Annotated in this window: 9 protein-coding genes and 1 pseudogene; 6 read left to right on the forward strand and 4 right to left on the reverse strand. The window is 74.2% G+C overall.

Translation table 11 applies throughout. The features are described from left to right. Positions 1–29: 29 nt before the first annotated feature. The gene (locus tag AC3EQ1_RS30505; protein WP_351515550.1) at positions 30–599 is read right to left on the reverse strand and encodes a MarR family winged helix-turn-helix transcriptional regulator; all 570 of its coding nucleotides are present in this window, start codon (positions 597–599) and stop codon (positions 30–32) included. Positions 600–727: 128 nt separating this feature from the next. Here AC3EQ1_RS30505 and AC3EQ1_RS30510 point away from each other — a divergent pair, with 128 nt between their 5' ends. After that, positions 728–2,065 carry an MFS transporter gene (locus AC3EQ1_RS30510; RefSeq protein WP_432097549.1) on the forward strand — a complete coding sequence of 446 codons (1,338 nt, stop codon included), beginning with the start codon at positions 728–730 and terminating at the stop codon, positions 2,063–2,065. Positions 2,066–2,467: 402 nt separating this feature from the next. Here AC3EQ1_RS30510 and AC3EQ1_RS30515 read toward each other — a convergent pair whose 3' ends face one another. Further along, a complete protein-coding gene (locus AC3EQ1_RS30515; protein WP_432097550.1) occupies positions 2,468–4,534 on the reverse strand; it encodes an ATP-binding SpoIIE family protein phosphatase in 2,067 nt (688 codons plus the stop codon). Between the two features lie 169 nt (positions 4,535–4,703). After that, a complete protein-coding gene (locus AC3EQ1_RS30520) occupies positions 4,704–6,047 on the reverse strand; it encodes an NAD(P)/FAD-dependent oxidoreductase (RefSeq protein WP_432097551.1) in 1,344 nt (447 codons plus the stop codon). Positions 6,048–6,473: 426 nt separating this feature from the next. Here AC3EQ1_RS30520 and AC3EQ1_RS30525 point away from each other — a divergent pair, with 426 nt between their 5' ends. The 3 genes and pseudogenes from AC3EQ1_RS30525 (at position 6,474) to AC3EQ1_RS30535 (ending at position 11,476) form a co-directional block, all read left to right on the forward strand. Then, a complete protein-coding gene (locus AC3EQ1_RS30525; protein WP_432097552.1) occupies positions 6,474–7,280 on the forward strand; it encodes a TetR/AcrR family transcriptional regulator in 807 nt (268 codons plus the stop codon). A gap of 1,559 nt (positions 7,281–8,839) precedes the next feature. Next, positions 8,840–9,850, forward strand: a pseudogene (locus tag AC3EQ1_RS30530) (sigma-70 family RNA polymerase sigma factor); the annotation flags it as partial. Positions 9,851–11,089: 1,239 nt separating this feature from the next. Further along, positions 11,090–11,476, forward strand: coding sequence for an NPCBM/NEW2 domain-containing protein (locus AC3EQ1_RS30535; protein ID WP_432097555.1), 387 nt, complete (start codon positions 11,090–11,092; stop codon positions 11,474–11,476). Positions 11,477–11,529: 53 nt separating this feature from the next. On the opposite strand, the gene AC3EQ1_RS30540 is transcribed toward AC3EQ1_RS30535, so the two are convergent. Continuing rightward, entirely contained in the window at positions 11,530–13,695 is a 2,166-nt protein-coding gene (locus AC3EQ1_RS30540) for an asparagine synthase-related protein (RefSeq protein ID WP_432097553.1), read from the reverse strand. Between the two features lie 702 nt (positions 13,696–14,397). Here AC3EQ1_RS30540 and AC3EQ1_RS30545 point away from each other — a divergent pair. Both AC3EQ1_RS30545 and lhgO read left to right on the forward strand, forming a co-directional pair. Then, positions 14,398–15,828 carry an NsdA family TPR-like regulatory protein gene (locus AC3EQ1_RS30545; protein ID WP_388854426.1) on the forward strand — a complete coding sequence of 477 codons (1,431 nt, stop codon included), beginning with the start codon at positions 14,398–14,400 and terminating at the stop codon, positions 15,826–15,828. A gap of 413 nt (positions 15,829–16,241) precedes the next feature. Further along, a complete protein-coding gene (gene lhgO / locus AC3EQ1_RS30550; RefSeq protein ID WP_432097554.1) occupies positions 16,242–17,483 on the forward strand; it encodes an L-2-hydroxyglutarate oxidase in 1,242 nt (413 codons plus the stop codon). Positions 17,484–17,728 lie beyond the last annotated feature (245 nt).

The raw sequence follows: 17,728 nt of genomic DNA on the forward strand, positions 1-17,728 counted from the left end.
AAGGACTATACGGACCGCGCCGGTGCGCGTCAACCTGCCTCGTCGAGGTCGGCCAGGCGGCCGTCGGCGTCGGGCTGGGCGTCCTCCACGCGCCGCAGGAGGCGGGTCAGCACATCCCCCAACTGCGCCCGTTCCTCCGGTGAGAGGTCCTGGAGCAGGTCCTCCTCGAAGACCGACGCCAGCCGCATCGCCTCGAGCCACTTCTCCCGGCCCTCGTCGGTGAGCTCCACGATCACCCGGACGCGGTTGTTCTCGTCGCGTTCGCGGGTGACGAGACCTTCGCTCGCCATCCGGTCGACCCGGTGGGTCATCGCGGCGGGGGTCAGCCCCAGCCGTTTGGCCAGGTCCCCCGGTCCCAGGCGGTACGGAACGCCGGCCAGGACGAGGGCCTTGAGGACCTCCCACTCGGCGTTGCTGATCCCGAGCGTGGCGGTCTGGCGTCCGTACGCGACGTTCATACGCCGGTTGAGCCGCTGGAGCGCCGAGACGACCTGCTCGACCTGGGGGTCGAGGTCGCGGAATTCGCGCTGGTAGGCCGCGATCTGCTCATCGAGGCTCGGCTCCCGGTGTGACGCGGGCGGGGCGGGGGTGTCAGCCATGCCCGGGAGTATGGCATGCAACTCATTGGACTTGAAGTCCTTCACTATGTACTCTTTAGCTTCGAACTTTACAGTTGAAGTCTTCAGGCTTCGACTGTCCACCCCTCTCTCGACCTAGGTAGGTGAGTGTGACCACCGCGATGGGCGCAGCTCTGCGCCGGATCCAGCTGGGCAACGCGCTGAGCGCGTTCGGCAACGGCTTCACCGTTCCGTTCCTCTTCGTCTATGTGGCGCAGGTCCGGAATCTCGGCGCGAGCACTGCTGGTGTGGTGCTCGCGGCCTTCGCCGTCGCCGCGCTTGTCGTGCTGCCGTTCACCGGTCGGGTCATCGACCGGCGGGGTCCGTTGCCGGTTGCCATCGCGGGGTCGGTCGCCGCGGCCGTCGGGTCCCTGGCGCTCGGGCTGGCCGAGCGCGAGCCGCTCGTCATCGGTGCGGCGGGGCTGCTGGGCGCCGGTATCGCCGTGATCCAGCCGGCGCTGGCCACCATGATCGTTTGGTGCTCCACGCCGGTCACCCGGTCCCGCGCGTTCGCGGGGCAGTTCTTCCTCAGCAACCTGGGGCTCGGCGTCGGCGGACTGCTGGGCGGGCTCATCGTCGACACCTCACGGCCGTCGAGCTTCGTGACGCTGTTCTCGATCGAGGCCGCGATGTTCCTGGTCCTGGCGGTGACGGCGGCGACCGTACGGCTGCCGGAGGTGCCCCGGGTCGACGACGCGGTGCCGACGGACGACCGGGCGAACGGCGGCTGGCGGGCCCTGCTCGGCGACCGGGCCATGGTCCAGCTGTGTGTGCTGGGCTTCGTGATGTTCTTCGCCTGCTACGGACAGTTCGAGTCGGGGCTCGCGGCCTTCGCCGTGGAGGCCGCCCGGATCTCGCCCTCGACACTGGGGATCGCGCTGGCCGCCAACACCGCCGTCATCGTGCTGGCCCAGTTCGGTGTGCTGAAGCTGGTGGAGCGGCACCGGCGGAGCCGGGTCGTCGCGCTGGTCGGACTCATCTGGACGCTGGCGTGGGTGGCGGCCGGGGTGTCCGGTCTGGTGCACGACAGTCAGGTGATCGCGACCGCCGCGCTGATCTCCACCTACGCGCTCTTCGGGCTGGGCGAGTCGATGCTCTCCCCGACGGTGGCGCCGCTGGTGGCCGACCTCGCGCCGGGCCCGCTGGTGGGGCAGTACAACTCGGCGTTCGCCCTGGTGAAGCAGCTGGCCCTGGCGGTCGGCCCCGCGGTGGGCGGGCTCATCGCCGGTGCGGGCATGTACACCGAGTACATCGTGCTGCTGCTGGGGTGCTCGCTGGGCATCACGGTGCTCGCCCTGCGGCTCGGGCAGCGGCTGACCTCGGCTCAGGACCGTCCGCACCGCACCGCGGCACCGGCCGAGGCCGCCGGCCCGGTGGTGATACCGGCGCAACGGGCCGAGTCCGTAGCCGCTGAGCCGGTGGCCGCCCAGATGACGGCAGGGGTCTGACGTCAGGGGTGTGACGGCAACGGTCTGACGTCAGGGGCCCGGGCGGTCGGCTGCGGGGGGTCCCTTCCCGCAGGGCCGCGCCTGGTCCGCGTGCCTCGACCGCCCCCGGTGGGAGCAGCGATGTGCTGCCCGCCGGGGGCGGTTCCGTTGTTCCATGGCGTGGAGGCAAGGGCCGTTCGATGGGGCCGTGTTCTCCGAGTAGAGCCGTGTTCTCCGAGGAAAGGAGCCACGGCCGGGGAGTGGCTCCCGGACGGATTCCGGTTCGCGGGCTCCGTTCCCGTTCCGTCCGGGAGGCGGCGGTCCGTCAGGGGTGCGTGACGGATCGGTCCGGAGAGACGGCTGAGCAGCCGGGCCGGGGCACGGTCCGTTCCCCGCGGGGGTTCCAGTGGCGGGGTCCGGGTGTCATGCGGCGGGGAGGGCGAATTCGCACCAGACCGACTTGCCGCCGTCCGGAGTCCGGCGGCAGCCCCAGGAGGAGGCGATCGTCGCGATGATCGAGATGCCGCGGCCGGCTTCGTCCACCGGTTCCGCGGTGCGGCGCCGCGGCAGATGGTCGTCGCCGTCGGTGACCTCGATGATCAGGCGCCGGTCGGTGCGCCGCAGGCGCAGCCGCATGGGCGGAATCCCGTGCTGGAGGGAGTTGGCGACCAGCTCGCTGGCGGCCAGTACGCCCAGGTCCCGCAGCTCCACCGGGAAGCGCCAGCTCGCCAGGACCCCGGATGCGAAGGCGCGGGCGCGCGGCGCGGCCTCGACTCCGCCGAGGAGTTCGAGCGCGGCGTTGTGGAAGAGCTCCGCGTCGTGACCGCTGCGTGTCGGGTGCTGGAGGACGAGTACGGCGACGTCGTCGTCATGGTCCGCGGTGACGCCCAGGGCCCGGATGAGGCGGTCGCAGACGACCTGGGGTGAACCGGTGGCGCCGGCGAGCGCCTGCTCGAGGGCGTCGACGCCCTCGTCGATGTCCTTGTCCCGGCGCTCCACCAGGCCGTCGGTGTAGAGGACGGCGGTGGCGCCCGGCCCCAGGGTCATGGTTCCGGAGGTGTGCAGGTAGCCGCCGGTGCCCAGGGGCGGTCCAGTCGGTTCGGCGGCGCGGCGGACCGTGCCGTCCGCGTCGCGGACGATGATCGGCAGGTGTCCCGCGGAGGCGTGCACGAGCCGGCCCTCGTTGGGGTCGTGGACGGCGTAGACGCAGGTGGCGATCTGGTGGGGGTCGATTTCGGAGGCCAGGCCGTCGAGGAGCTGGAGCACCTCGTGCGGGGGGAGGTCCAGCCGGGCGTAGGCGCGCACCGCCGTGCGGAGCTGCCCCATGACGGCGGCGGCGCGTACGCCCCGGCCCATCACGTCCCCGATGACCAGGGCGGTGCGGCCGCCGCCGAGGGTGATGACGTCGTACCAGTCGCCGCCGACCGCGGCATCCGTGCCGCCGGGCTGATAGGTGACGGCGACCCGCAGGTCGTCGGGCTGCTCCAGTTCCTGCGGGAGAAGGCTGCGCTGGAGGGTGACGGCGGCTTCGCGCTGCCGCCGTTCGCTGGCGCGCAGCCGCTCGGCCGCCTCCACCTGGTCGGTGACGTCGGCGGCGAAGACCAGGACGCCGCGGTGGGGCTCCGGGACGGCGGCGGGGTCGAGGGCGGTTGCGTCGGTGGGCCCGGCTGCTTCGTCGGCGGGGGCCTGGGGGGACGCCGTCTCCGCGGGCTCGGTGGTGGCGGACGCGCCGGCCGCGGGTGCGGTTGAGACGGGTCCGGTCGAGACGGGTCCGGTCGAGACGGGTCCGGTCGAGACGGGTCGGGTCGGCGCGGGTCCGGTCGGCGCGGGTGCGGATGGCGTGGCTGCGTGGTGCGGCGCTGCGGGATCAGCTGCGGGATCAGGGGTCGCGCCGTCCGGAGAGCCGGTGGCCGCCCCGCCCGGAACCGCCGGGGCCGGCTCGTCGGCGAGGGGCGCCGCAGGGAGGTCGATGGGGCTGCAGGTGAAGGTGAAGTAGCCGTCCCGGGCGGCGCCGCCGTCGGGAGCCACCCGGGCGCCCGGAACGCGGCGGGACTTGACGGTGCGGGGCTTGCCGCTGCGCAGCACCTGGTCCATCAGCGCGAGCAGGCCGAGTTCGGCGAGCTCGGGCAGTTCCGTCCGGGCGGGCTCGCCGGGCGCGCGCGGGCCGAAGACCGCGGCGTAGGCGTCGTTGACGTACGCGATGCGGTGGTCGGGCCCGTACACCACGGCGACCATGCCGGGGACCTGCCCGAGGACCTCGCGCACGGACAGCCCGTCCACCGTCGGACGTTCCGCCCCGGGCGCGGGGGCGGCCGGAAGGGGGCGCGCCGGGTCCGACGCGAGCCCCTGATGCTCACCGCGCGCCGCGGGAACGGCGCCGCCGGTGCCCACGGCCGTCGACGGCTGCGCGGGGCGCGCGCCGCGGTCGGTCCGCGAGGCGGCGCGTCGCTGTGTTCCGGGGAGCCGGGCGCTCCAGCGCGTGAAGTTCACTGAGTTTTGCCTCGTGATGTCGCTTCGGGTCAGCCGGGCCGGCCGGACGTACCACTGCACTCTTTGTAGATGTGAGCCCACCCATGGTCACACGTCCAGTGTGGCCGAGGGCACTGACATACCTCAGACGCGGCCCGCTCCCGAGGAGTTCCGTTCCGGGCTCAGCCGGTCATGTCGTCTCGTTGTGACGGCCGGTACCGGCAGCGAGTTCGAATTCTCCCCGGGGGTTCTCCAGCGAGCCCAGGGAAACGATTTCCCTCTTGAACAGCCCGGAGAGGGTCCATTCGGCGAGCACCCGGGCCTTGCGGTTGAACGTCGGGATGCGGCTGAGGTGATACACGCGGTGCATGAACCAGGCCGGGTAGCCCTTCAGCTTCCGGCCGTACACATGGGCGACGCCCTTGTGGAGGCCGAGGGAGGCCACGGACCCGACGTACTTGTGCTCGTACTCCCTGACGGGCTCGCCGCGCAGGGACGCAAGGAGGTTCTCGGCCAGAACCTTCGCCTGGCGGAGGGCGTGCTGGGCGTTGGGCGCACACAGCGCGTCGGGCTCGTCGGACGTGACGTCCGGGACCGCGGCGGCGTCCCCCGCCGCCCAGACGTGCTCGACCCCGTCGACCCGCAGCGCGGCGGTGCACTTGAGGCGGCCGCGGCCGTTCAGCGGGAGGCCGGTGGTGGCGAGGACGGGGTGCGGTTTGACGCCGGCGGTCCAGACGAGGGTGCGGGTCGGGAAGCGGGAGCCGTCGCTCAGCACGGCCACCCGGTCCTCGCAGCTCTCGAGGCGGGTCTCCATCCGGACGTCGATGCCCCGGCGGCGCAGCTCCCGGACGGCGTACCGGCCCATCTCCGCGCCGACTTCGGGAAGGATCCGGTCGGTCGCCTCGACGAGGATCCACTTCATGTCCTCGGGGGAGACGTTGTGGTAGTAACGCGCGGCGTAGCGGGCCATGTCCTCCAGCTCCGCCAGCGCCTCCACACCGGCGTAGCCACCGCCGACGCAGACGAAGGTGAGCGCCGCGTCGCGCACTTCGGGGTCGCGGGTGGAGGAGGCGATGTCGAGCTGTTCGAGGACGTGATTGCGCAGGCCGATGGCCTCTTCGACGGTTTTGAAGCCGATCCCGTACTCGGCGAGGCCGGGGATCGGGAGGGTCCGGGAGACCGACCCGGGCGCGAGGACGAGCTCGTCGTACTCGAGCTCCACGGCGCCGGTGCCCTCCTCGTCGGTGGCGAGGGTGGTGATGGTCGCGGTGCGCTTGGCGTGGTCGATGGACCGTGCCTCGCCGATCACGACCTGGCAGTCGCCGAGGACCCGGCGGAGGGGGACGACCACATGGCGGGGGGAGATGGAACCGGCCGCGGCTTCCGGGAGGAAGGGCTGGTAGGTCATATACGGCTCGGGGTCGAGGACGACGATCCGGGCCTCGTCGCGTTTGAGCTTCCGCTGGAGGTGCAGCGCGGTGTACATCCCGACGTAGCCACCGCCGACAACGAGAATGCGCGCCGGTTCCTTCACAGAGGGTCTCCTCGCGACGTTGCTCAAGCCCCTGGTGTTGCGCTGGGGCGCGGGGCCCCGCGGAGCGCTGACCCCTGCCGTGTACCCCGTGCAGACACAGCACTCTCCCATGAGGCACCTCCGGCCGGTCTTTGTCCACAGGCCCGTCGAAATGTGTGACCGGAGGGAGCGGTGGGAGCGGAGCGGGAGATTCCGGCCGTGGCGGACCAGCGATGCAGGTCAGGTGGGGTGCGAGGGGTGGCACAGGCGTGGCGAATCAGGACGGATCGGGCCCGTGGGCCGAACGGGGGGAGAGCTGCCCGGAACTGCCCTCTTCATTCTTGACCTGGGCTCAACTATGTTCGTACTTCGTCGGGGTGCCAGACCGCCCCCGGCAGTCAGGGCGGGGAGTCTCCGGGGGGAGACATCATTACCGGGGGAACGGTTATGCACATTCAGGGCACTACTCATTGGCCGGCCGCTGTCACTTCCGACGGCGGAGGACCTACGGCCACGACGGATGCCACCACCGCCACGGGCAGCGGCCCGGGCGCACGTTCCGCGCCACTGCGCGTGGACGCACAGCGCAATCTGGAGCACGTCCTGCGCGCCGCCCGCGAGGTCTTCGGCGAGCTGGGCTACGGGGCTCCGATGGAAGACGTGGCGCGCCGTGCACGCGTCGGCGTGGGGACCGTGTACCGGCGGTTCCCGAGCAAGGACGTGCTGGTCCGGCGAATAGCCGAAGAGGAGACGGCCAGGCTGACCGAGCAGGCGCGGACCGCTCTGGGGCAGGAGGACGAGCCGTGGTCGGCCCTCTCCCGGTTCCTGCGGACCTCGGTGGCATCGGGCGCCGGCAGGCTGCTGCCGCCGCAGGTGCTGCGGGTGCAGACGGACGAGGCGGAGCCGGCCGACGCCAAGAGCACAGAGGTGCGGGCTGCCGAGGCGGCCGGAGCGCGCGTTCCGCAGCAGCGTCAGGCGGAGCAGGGGCTGCGTCTGGTGGAGCAGCCCGCCAGGGCGGCGGCCGGTGAGCCGGACAAGGACGCCGGGGCCACGGCACTGCTCGAGGTCGTGGGGCGGCTCGTGGAGCGGGCCCGCGCGGCGGGTGAGCTGCGCACGGACGTGACGGTCGCCGACGTACTGCTGGTGATCGCCACCGCGGCCCCGTCCCTGCCGGACGCGGCCCAGCAGCAGGCGGCTTCGGCCCGGCTGCTGGACATTCTGCTGGAGGGCCTGCGGTCCCGCCCGACGGTGTGAGACGAGCGGACGACGGCGTCAGGGGTCGGCCGGGCCGGCCCGCCGGCCCCTGACAGCCACCGACTCGGAGATGGCCCGGGTCGGTGAGGCTCCGGGCTGCCGCTCCATGACGCCTTGGTGCGCCTCAACAGAGGAGTCTGCGAAGGGCCCGACCGACAGGGCCCGACCGACACCACCCGAAGGGGTGACTGCCGCGTCATGCGCGTGCAGGCACCCCGGATGGGTGGTTGAGGGCGCAAGCCCGGTGCAGCGGGGCTCGGTTGTGGGACGCTGACGCGGAATGTTGGGGCATGTCGGCGTGTACAGGGGCTTCCGGGATGGGTGCTGACGGTCGGGACGAAACGCACGGTCACGGCGAGCCGGACACCGGACAGACCGCGCGGCAGCCGGAGTTGTTGCGGCCCCCGCAGGTTCCGGAGCAGAGCAATTGCCCGGACGCGCCCTCCACCGACGTCCCGAGCTCCGGCACGCAACCGCATCCGAGCGTCCCGCAGCAGCGCAGCGGCTTCTCCGACACGGACTCCGCCACCCCTGTTGGGAGAGCGGACGAAGGTGCGGTCGCCCGGACCATCGGGCCGGGGGACAACGGGCCTGCGGCGCGGGTGCGGGGAGTCGGTGCGGGGCCGCAGGGTGCTCGGGGTGACGGGGGCGGCGCCGGCGGCGCCGGCAGCCCAGTTGGCGCCGGCGGCCCTGTTGGTTCTGATGACGCTGAAAGCACTGGTGGGGCTGAAGGCGCTGGTGGGGCTCGTGGTCCGGCGGGCTCCGGTGACGGTGCTCCGGCTCCGGCTCCGGCTCCGGCTCCGGCTCCGGTGAACGGCATGCCCGCCGAGGGATCACGGAGCGGCGGCCGGGCCGGGAGTGGCACAAGCGTCGGCGGCGAAAACAAGCCAATTCGCAGCGCCGGCGACAGCACTCCGAATCTACGCGAAGCGGGCGTCGGGGAAGGTACTGGGACAGGGCCCCGCACGGGCGCGGGCGCGGCCACCGGCACGGGCAGAGCAAGCGGTAGGCGCCCCAGGCCGAGCCGGAGCACCACGGTCGGCACGGGGCTCGGCGCGGGGGCAGGGGCGGGACCGGGGTCGACGTCCGCGTCGGGACCGGGGCCGACGTCGGGATCGGGAGCGAGGTCGGCGTCCGTGTCAGGGTCGGCCTCGGCGTCGGGGTCGGGATCGACGCCGAGGTCCGGATCGACGTCGGGACCTGCTGTCGGCGCAGCGGGAGGGCCGGGGCCTGACCGGGGCGAGAGAGAACCTGCGGCGGTCGGAGGCGCGGAGAGAGAACCTGCGGCTGTCGGGGGCACGGCGGGAGGGGCCAGGCCCTCCTGGGTCGCTGAGGGAGCCGGATGCGGCGGGGGCGCGGGGGCCGACAGCGTCGCTGAGGCCGACGGAGTCGCGAAGACCGTCGAGGCCGGGGGTGGCGATGGCGGCACAGAACCCGGCGGCAGCGCGGGGACCGGTAGCAAGACCGGGCTCGGTCGGGAAGCGAGGACCGGCGTCACTGCGGACGGGCGTGGCGGGAGCCCTGCCGGTCCGGGTGAATCGGTCGCTTCCGACGCCGAGTTGATCACCCGCGTACGAGGTGGGGACACCGGCGCGTACGAAGAGCTGTACCGCCGGCATGCGGGAGCAGTGCGGCGCTACGCCGCGCACTGCTGCCGTGATCTGCACACGGCGGAGGATCTGACCGGCGAGGTGTTCACCCGCACCTTGCAGGCGGTGCGTCGCGGGTCGGGCCCGGACGCCGCAGTGCGTGCCTACCTGCTGACCACGGTCCGTCGGGTGGCCGCGACATGGACGCGCACGGCGAAGCGGGAGCAACTCGTCGAGGACTTCGCGGTGTTCGCGGCGTCGGCGACACGTTCCCCGGCGTCCGAGGAGACCGCGCCCTACGGAGCAGGGCCGTTCTGGGCCGCGTCGTCCGGTACCGAGAACCCGGGCGCGGATGTGCAGGCCATGCATCAGGCCGAGCGTTCGCTCGCCGTTCAGGCGTTCCGCAGCCTGCCGGAGCGCTGGCAGACCGTGCTGTGGCACACGGCCGTCGAGGACGAGTCCCCGAGGGACGTGGCACCGCTGCTGGGACTGACCGCGAACGCCACCGCGGTGCTGGCGCACCGCGCTCGCGAAGGACTCAAGCAGGCCTATCTGCAAGCCCATGTGAACACGTCGCTGACCTCGGGCGGCAGTTGTTCCCGGTATGCCGACCAGCTGGGTGCGTACGTCCGCGGGAGTCTGCGCTCCCGGGCCGAGCGGGGGCTGCGGAAGCATCTGGACACCTGCGCGAACTGCCGTATGGCCGCGCTGGAGGTCAACGACGTCAATGAGCGGCTGCGGGCAGTCCTGCCCGTGGCGGTCATCGGCTGGTTCGCGGCCGGCTACGCGCTCAAGGCGGCGGGGCTCACGGCCGGGGCAGGCGCCGCGGCCGGGGCCGCAGCCGGGGCGGGCACCGCGGGGGCAGGTGCGGGCGCTGCGAGTGCGGGTGCGAGTACCGGATCCGGAGCAGGCACCGCAAGCGCAGGCGCAGGTACCGGATCCGGAGCGGCGTCGGCCGGGGCCGGAACGGCCGCCTCGGGCACGGCTGCCGGGACAACGGCCGGGACCGCCAGCGCCGTCGGAGCTGGAGGCGCGGTCGGCGCCGAGGGGACAGCCGGTGTTGGGACAGCGGGTTCCGGCGTCGGGAGTAGCACAGTCGGCGGTGGCGCAGTTGGCGGTGGCGCAGTTGGCGGTGGAACGGCCGCTTCGGGCAGCGCTGGTGGCGCAGCGAGCGGCGGAACAGGCGGTGGAACCGGCGCGGCTGGTGCCGGCTCCGCCGCGGGAGCCACGGGTTCGGGCGGCGGAGCGGGGAGCGCCGGCACGGGTTCCGCAGCGAGTACGGCCCCTGGCATCGGTGGCGGAGCCAGTTCGGCGAGTGCTGCCTCCAGCACGGGTGCGGCAAACGGAAGTGGCACGGCCGGAACGGGAGCCGCAGGTACCAGCGGTGGAACGGGTGCGGGTGGAGCCGGCGCCAGCGGTGGAGCCGGAGCAGACGGAGCCGGCGCGGGCGGCACGGGTGCGGGCGGCACGGGTGCGGGCAGTGTCGGCGCCGGCGGAACCGGGACAACAACCGGCACCGGGGCCAACGCCGCAGCCGGAGCTGGGGCTGAGGTCGGAGCCGGAGCCGGGGCCGGAGCGGGCACGGAGGCCGGAGCCGAGGCTGGGGTCGGGGCTGAGGCTGGGGCCGGAGCCGGCACTGGATCGGCGGGATCCGGTGGTGGTGCTTCCGTCTTCGGGGGGCTTTCCCTCCCGGTGAAGGTGGGCATCGCGGCGGGAGCGGTCATGACCGCCATGGCCACGGTGTACGTCCTGGCCGGCGGGCAGGACGGGCAGCGGAACGCATCGCCGCGGGTGATGCGGTCGGCCGGTCCCCAGGCTCCCGGCCGGCCGGGCGCCGACCCCAGTGGCCCGCCGGGGACGTTGCACAGCCCTGGTCCCACACCCGGATCCGCTCCCCCGACGGCGTCGTCCCCGGAAGCGCCGCCATCGCGAGGGGCACGTTCGGGAGCAGCAGCGTCATCGGATCAGTCGGGAACGGACCGGTCGGGGGCGTCGCCGTCGGAGGGCTCGTCCACCGGGGCCGCGCCGTCGGCGGCTCCCGGCGGGACGGGAGGGTCCGCCGATCCGGAGAGCCCGCCCCTGGCCTCCGGGACGGCCGGCGCTCCCGGATCTCAGCACGCGCCTCCCGGGCAGGGGGCCGCCGGCTCCCCGACCGGTTCGGCCGCCCCGCCCGGCCGCTCCTACCTCCTCGATCAACTGACCGTCGAGGTGCGCGGACGGGTGACGGCCCCCAGGGTGCGTCTCGGTGCGAGCAGTTGGCTGTGGCGGCGCAGAGGCGTGGCGATCGGCGGTACGCGCTACTCGCACGGCGCGACGGTCCAGGCGAAGTCGTCCGTGACCGTCGATCTTCAGCGGCGCTGCGTGGCCTTCGACGCGTTCGTCGGAGTGGACGACAGGGGGCTGGGGAACGGCACGGTGCGGTTCGCCGTCCGGGGTGACGGCGCGCTCCTGTGGCGGTCGGGTGTGCTGCGGAGCGGCGATGCGGCCGTCCCGGTGCACGTGAACCTCTCAGTAATGAGAACGGTCCACCTCGTCGTCGAACCGGCTTCACTGCTGGGTGCGCCCGCGCCCGCCGACTGGGCCCAGGCGCGCCTCACCTGCCGTTAGCGTCCCCGCAGGCGGGGGCAAGGCGAGGGCAGTGGCGAAGCCGCCTCGCTCCCTCACAGCGCCCGGCGCGGCACCACACCTCCCGCGACCGCCCGTTGCCGTGGTGCGTCCGCCCCCGTCCAGCAGGTGCCCCGTCGTTGCAGCAGCCGGCGGAGCCACAGCTCCGTCGAGACCAGCTCCGCCAGGCCGTCCAGCGGCAGCGGTTCGCCTCCGGCCGCGGCCCGCAACGCCCGGCGGACGACCCGGGCTTCGACCAGCCCGGCGTCCGCCAGCAGGGGAGCGTCGAAGAGGGCGAGGAGGTCGTTCATCGCGGTCCGCAGCCCCGTGCGGGCCGCCGCCGCGTGGGAGGCCTGGGAGGGTGCGCCCCAGCCGGCCGGGAGGTCGCGGATTCCGGCCCCCGCCAGTACCGCGCGCAACACCGAGGCACGCGCCCCCGGTTGCACGCGCAGCGCTTCGGGGAGCGCACGGCAGGCCCGTACGACCTGGTTGTCGAGAAAGGGCGTGTGCAGCCGCTGGCTGCGTACCTCCGCCGCCTGTTCGAAGACCCGGTGGTCCGTGGCGTACCGGGCGAGCGCCGCCCGGGCCCGTCGCTCACCGGGGCGTTCCAGGGGGCCCGGCCGGACGGCGGCCTCCTGGAGGCGTACCGACACCTCGGCGAGCGCCTCGCCGGTCAGCCAGCGCGCGGCCGGGCCCGGGCGGCACCAGGCCAGGGCCGCCACGGAGGCGTCGACCGCGCCGCCCGCGGCGAGGGGGCCGGGCGGTCCCACGGGCGCGACCGCGTCCGGGCCGTCCTCGAAGCGCCGGTGCAGCAGCCGCTCGGCGACCTCGCGCACGCCCTCCTGGTACGGCGTCCGGGCCAGTCTGCGCGCGGCCCGGTAGACGGTGAAGGGGACGAACAGCGAGTGCGCCGACGGTCCGTCGGCCTTGGCGAGCGCGGCCACCGGCTTCAGCAGCCGACGACGCTGCCGGTCCATGAGCAGGTCGGCCAGGCGGGCGGGGTGGGCGTCGAGGACCTGGCGTGCCCCGTGGCCGGTGAGATGGTCGGCGCTGCCGGCGAGCAGCCTCCGGCGGTGGCGTTCCGCGACGACCAGTGACGGGCCCGGCTCGTCGGTCAACGGCCCGCTGTCCAGCTCGGTGTACGGGAGGGCCTCCTCGCCCGCGGCGACGACGACGTGGTGCAGACGGGGGTTGGCGGCGATGCTGCGCGCCCGTTCGAGCTCGGCCTCGCGCGGCCGCGGCACGCCCGCGGCACCGCCGCCGCGCTCCGCGGTGAGGTCGTTGAAGGTGACGGCGAGGAGCCGTTCGCCCGCCTCGGTGCCGTGTCCCAGCGGGGTCCCGGGCACGCCCGGCAGGCCCGCGGCGAGCAGGGCGAGCGTCGCGGAGGCGCTGCCGCCGGACAGGTCGGCGCCGATGCCCGGTGCCGGGGCGCCGCGGGCCGCTCTCCGCTCGGCGGGGCCCATGCCGGGCACCGGCCCGGGATCCGGAGCAACGGTCTCCGGTGCGTGCCGGGGTGCGGCGAGCCGGGCACGGACGGCGTCCACCAGCGCGTCCCGTACGGCGTCCACGGCCTGCGCGGGTTCGAGGCGGGGCGCGGCGACGGCGAGGGAGGCGGCCGGCTCGTACCCGGCGATCTCCCGGGCCCCGTCGCGCAGGATCAGGGCGTGGCCGGGCGGCACCCGCCGCACCCCCGCGTAGGGCGTGCCGTCGCCGAGCGCCTCCGGGGCGTCGGGGCAGGCGAGCAGGGCGGCGAGGTGACCGATGTCGAGCTGGGCCTCGACCAGGTCGGCGAGGGGCAGCGCGGCGGTGGCGTACGCGGTGCCGTCGGCCCACGGCGTGTGGAAGACGGGCCGGGCTCCGGCCAGGTCGCCCGCGACGGTGATCCGGCGGCCGACCTGGGCGACGGCGGTGTAGCTGCCGGGCCAGGCGGTGAGATGACGGAGGGCACCGCCCCGGGCGGCGACCAGGCCCAGGCGCAGCTCCTCGTCGCTGGCGCCGCAGCAGCCCAGCACGGCGAGGCGGCTGACGGGGCCGTCCTTGCCGTAGGCGAGGGGCGGGGGGTCGGCGCGGACGATGCGCACCTCGTCGGGGCGCCAGTCACCGACCGCCCACAGCGGGTCGGGGTCCCCCCAGAGCAGTTGGGCGCCGACGGGCTGCAGCGTGCGCCGCTCCTCGGTGACCGGTACCGCGGCGGCACAGCTCCATCCCACCAACCAGCGCATCGCCGCCTCCACAGGCTGTGGACAACCAAGAAGTCGCAGTCATCATGCACAGTAAGCCGACGGTTCCGGCATCGAACACGACAACGCCCTGATCACGATGTGCGGCGCGGAAGGTGCCCAACAGGACTGCAAACGAGCGCGAATGAACGCCGACGGACCGTGCGGCGCGGTGCGATGCCCGCCCCGCCGGGACCATGCTGCCACGGTGAACGCCCCGGGGAGCGGCTCCGGAGCACGCGTCGACGGAGGATGTGCGCCCGCACCGGTACCGGTGCACGCCGGGGCAACACCCGGCCGCGAAGGCGCCATTCGGCCAAACTGACGGGGCACGCCCGTGCGAGGGGGCACCGGCGCGCGCAGCGGGGAATCGGCGCAGTCCGGGAGGCGGCGACCGCCCCCCGGACCGTTCCACCACCCGCGGGGAATGAGGTGGCGGTGTCCCCCAGCCCACTGGACCCAGCGCAGTGGGCCGACCCACGCCCTCATCGAAGCGCTGCGGCGCATACCGGGCCAGAGCGCACGGCCGGGCGCACGGCCACACATGCCGGGGGCACAACTTCCCCAGAGCGCACTCCTGTACGGACAACAATCTCGCCATCCGGAACGCCGCCCCTTAACGGTAGGGATGCGGCGAACTACGCTGGGTTTACGAATGCCCCGCGCTTATGCCGGGGCGGCCGTCGGGGTGTCGAGGGGTGGCGCATGTCCAGGGAGCAACGCGGGCCGAACGAGAAGCTCGGCACCGTTCTCGCCCTCGCCGGGATCAGCAACGCGGGGCTGGCGAGACGGGTCAACGATCTTGGCGCACAACGGGGGTTGACCCTGCGGTACGACAAGACATCGGTCGCCCGATGGGTGTCGAAGGGCATGGTGCCGCAGGGCGCCGCGCCCCATCTCATCGCCGCCGCCATCGGCAGCAAGCTCGGCCGGCCCGTGCCGCTGCACGAGATCGGGCTCGCGGACGCCGACCCGGCGCCGGAGGTCGGCCTGGCCTTCCCGCGCGATGTGGGCGCCGCCGTCCGGTCCGCGACGGAGCTCTACCGGCTCGACCTCGCCGGGCGTCGGACCGGGGGCGGCATCTGGCAGAGCCTGGCCGGGTCGTTCTCGGTGAGCGCCTACGCCACGCCGGCCTCCCGCTGGCTCATAACCCCGGCCGACAGCGCGGCGGCCCGCGACGCCAAGGAGGCCGAGGCGAGCGGCGCGGACGGAGCGGCCCTGCGGGTCGGCCACAGCGATGTGACGAAGCTGCGCGAGGCGGCCGAGGACGCCCGGCGCTGGGACTCCAAGTACGGCGGCGGGGACTGGCGTTCGTCGATGGTGCCCGAGTGCTTACGCGTCGACGCCGCGCCCCTGCTGCTCGGCTCCTACAGCGACGAGGTCGGCCGCTCGCTCTTCGGCGCGACCGCGGAACTCACCCGGCTCGCCGGGTGGATGGCCTTCGACACCGGGCAGCAGGAGGCCGCGCAGCGCTACTACATCCAGGCGTTGCGGCTCGCCCGGGCCGCCGCCGACGTGCCCCTCGGCGGCTATGTCCTCGCCTCGATGAGCCTGCAGGCCACGTACCGCGGCTTCGCCGACGAGGGCGTGGACCTCGCCCAGGCCGCCGTGGAACGCAACCGCGGGCTGGCGACCGCGCGCACCATGAGCTTCTTCCGGCTCGTGGAGGCCCGCGCCCACGCCAAGGCCGGGGACTCCGCGGCGGCGGGCGCGGCACTGCGGGCGGCCGAGGCCTGGCTGGAGCGGTCCCGGCAGGGCGACTGCGACCCGTCCTGGCTCGGGTTCTACTCGGAGGACCGGTTCGCCGCCGACGCCGCCGAGTGCTACCGCGATCTCAAGGCGCCGCGTCAGGTGCGGCGGTTCACGGAGCAGGCCCTGTCCCGGCCCACGGAGGAGTTCGTCCGCTCGCACGGGCTGCGGCTCGTCGTCTCCGCCGTGGCCGAACTGGAGTCCGGGAACCTCGACGCGGCCTGCGCCCAGGGCACCCGTGCGGTGGAGGTCGCGGGACGCATCTCGTCGGCCCGGACCACGGAGTACGTGCGGGATCTGCTGCACCGGCTGGAGCCGTACGGGGACGAGCCGCGCGTCGTGGAACTGCGGGAGCGGGCGAGGCCGCTGCTGCTGGCCCAGGCGTAGGGGGCGGGGCGTAGGGGCCCGGCGCCGGCGGCCCTGGCGGCGGCCGGGGCCGCCGCCTGGGTGGCGGAGCTGCGGCGCTTCGGGGCGGTGGGGCTTTGGGGCTCCGGGGCCGTGGTGCTCCGGGGCCGTGGTGTCACACGGGCGAGTCGCTCGTACCGGTGGTGGGTCCGGTGGCTCGCTTCTGTGGTTCCTGTCTGTTCTCCGGGCGGCCGTGCCCGGGTGGGCTTCCCCCGTTGTGTCGCAGGGCTCCGCTGGTGCCGGTGGGGGGTTTCGGGCCGTTGTCAGTGGGCCAAGGCATCATCGTGAGTGCGGCACCGTGAGATCGGGGTCGCTGTGAGTGCGGCTCGGTGTCGTGGAGGCGGCGTCGGCGCGGCCGTCGGGGGTCGCGCCGGGGCGGAGCGGGAGGTGGGGCGGTGGCGCAGGAGACCGATGTGCTGGTGATCGGTGCGGGGATCGTCGGTCTGTCCACCGCGTATGCGATCACGCGCGCCGCTCCCGGCACGCGGGTCACCGTCCTGGAGAAGGAGTCCGGCCCCTCCCGGCATCAGACCGGTCGCAACAGCGGTGTGATCCACAGCGGCATCTACTACCGCCCGGGCTCCCTCAAGGCACGGTTCGCGGCGGAGGGTGCCGCGGAGATGGTGAAGTTCTGCGCCGAGCACCGCATCCCGCACGAGGTGACGGGCAAGCTGATCGTCGCGACCGAGCGCTCCGAGCTGCCCCGGCTGCACGCACTGGTCCAGCGCGGCCGGGAGAACGGCATTCCGGTGCACGAGCTGGGCCCCTCGCAGATCGCCGAGTACGAGCCGCACGTCCGCGGTCTGGCCGCCATCCATGTGGGCACCACCGGCATCTGTGACTTCGGGGCGGTCTCGGAGCGGCTGGCCCTGCTCGCGCGGGACGCGGGTGCGCGGATCCGGTACGGCGCGGAGGTGCGGGTCATCGGCCGGCGGACCGGGGGGCGGGCGGAGCGGCGGGCTCCGGAGGTCGCGGTCCGCACCGCGGACGGCGAGGTCGTGCGGGCGCGGGCCCTGGTCAACTGTGCCGGGCTGCACTGCGACCGGGTGGCGCGGCTGGCGGGGGACGACCCGGGGATGCGGATCGTGCCGTTCCGTGGCGAGTACTACGAGCTGGTCCGGGACCGCCAGGACCTGGTGCGGGGCCTGGTCTACCCGGTCCCCGACCCGGCCTTCCCCTTCCTGGGCGTCCACCTGACCCGGGGCGTCGACGGGTCGGTCCACCTGGGGCCCAACGCGGTGCCCGCGCTCGCCCGTGAGGGCTACGACTGGCGGACCGTACGGCCCGCGGAGCTCGCCGGGACGCTGGCGTACCCCGGGTCGTGGCGGATCGCCCGGCGCCACTGGCGGTACGGCACGGGTGAGCTGCACCGTTCGCTGTCCAAGCGGGCGTTCACGGACGCGGTCCGGCGGCTGCTGCCCGAGGTGTCCGCGGAGGACCTGATACCGGCTCCGGCCGGGGTCCGGGCACAGGCGGTACTGCCGGACGGGACGCTGGTGGACGACTTCCTCTTCGCCGAGTCCCCCGGCATGGTGCATGTGCTGAACGCGCCCTCACCGGCGGCGACGGCGTCGTTGCCGATCGGGCGGGAGGTGGCGCGGCGGGCGGTGGCTGCGTTGGGGGCGGTGCGGGTTTAGGGGGTACGGGTTGGGGGTGCGCGCGGTCGGTCGGCCGCGGATCGGGCCGGGGTCGGCAGGGTTGTCCGGGCCGCGTGGGGGGCGGCGGTGTCGGCGGTGTCGGCGGGGCACGGGAGGCTGGTGCGGGGGCGGGTCGGCGTGGGTCGGTCCTGGGTGACGGGGCCACGGGGTGCGGGGGCCGGTGCGTCGTGGGTACGGGGCCGGGGGGGGGGGGGGGGGGGGGGGGGGGGGGGGGGGGGGGGGGG

This window comes from Streptomyces sp. bgisy100 (genome assembly GCF_057709105.1).

Coding starts and splice junctions, on each gene's coding strand:
- AC3EQ1_RS30505 (WP_351515550.1), bottom strand. CDS start 599: ATGGCTGACACCCCCGCCCCGCCCGCGTCACACCGGGAGCCGAGCCTC.
- AC3EQ1_RS30525 (WP_432097552.1), top strand. CDS start 6,474: ATGCACATTCAGGGCACTACTCATTGGCCGGCCGCTGTCACTTCCGAC.
- AC3EQ1_RS30540 (WP_432097553.1), bottom strand. CDS start 13,695: ATGCGCTGGTTGGTGGGATGGAGCTGTGCCGCCGCGGTACCGGTCACC.
- AC3EQ1_RS30545 (WP_388854426.1), top strand. CDS start 14,398: ATGTCCAGGGAGCAACGCGGGCCGAACGAGAAGCTCGGCACCGTTCTC.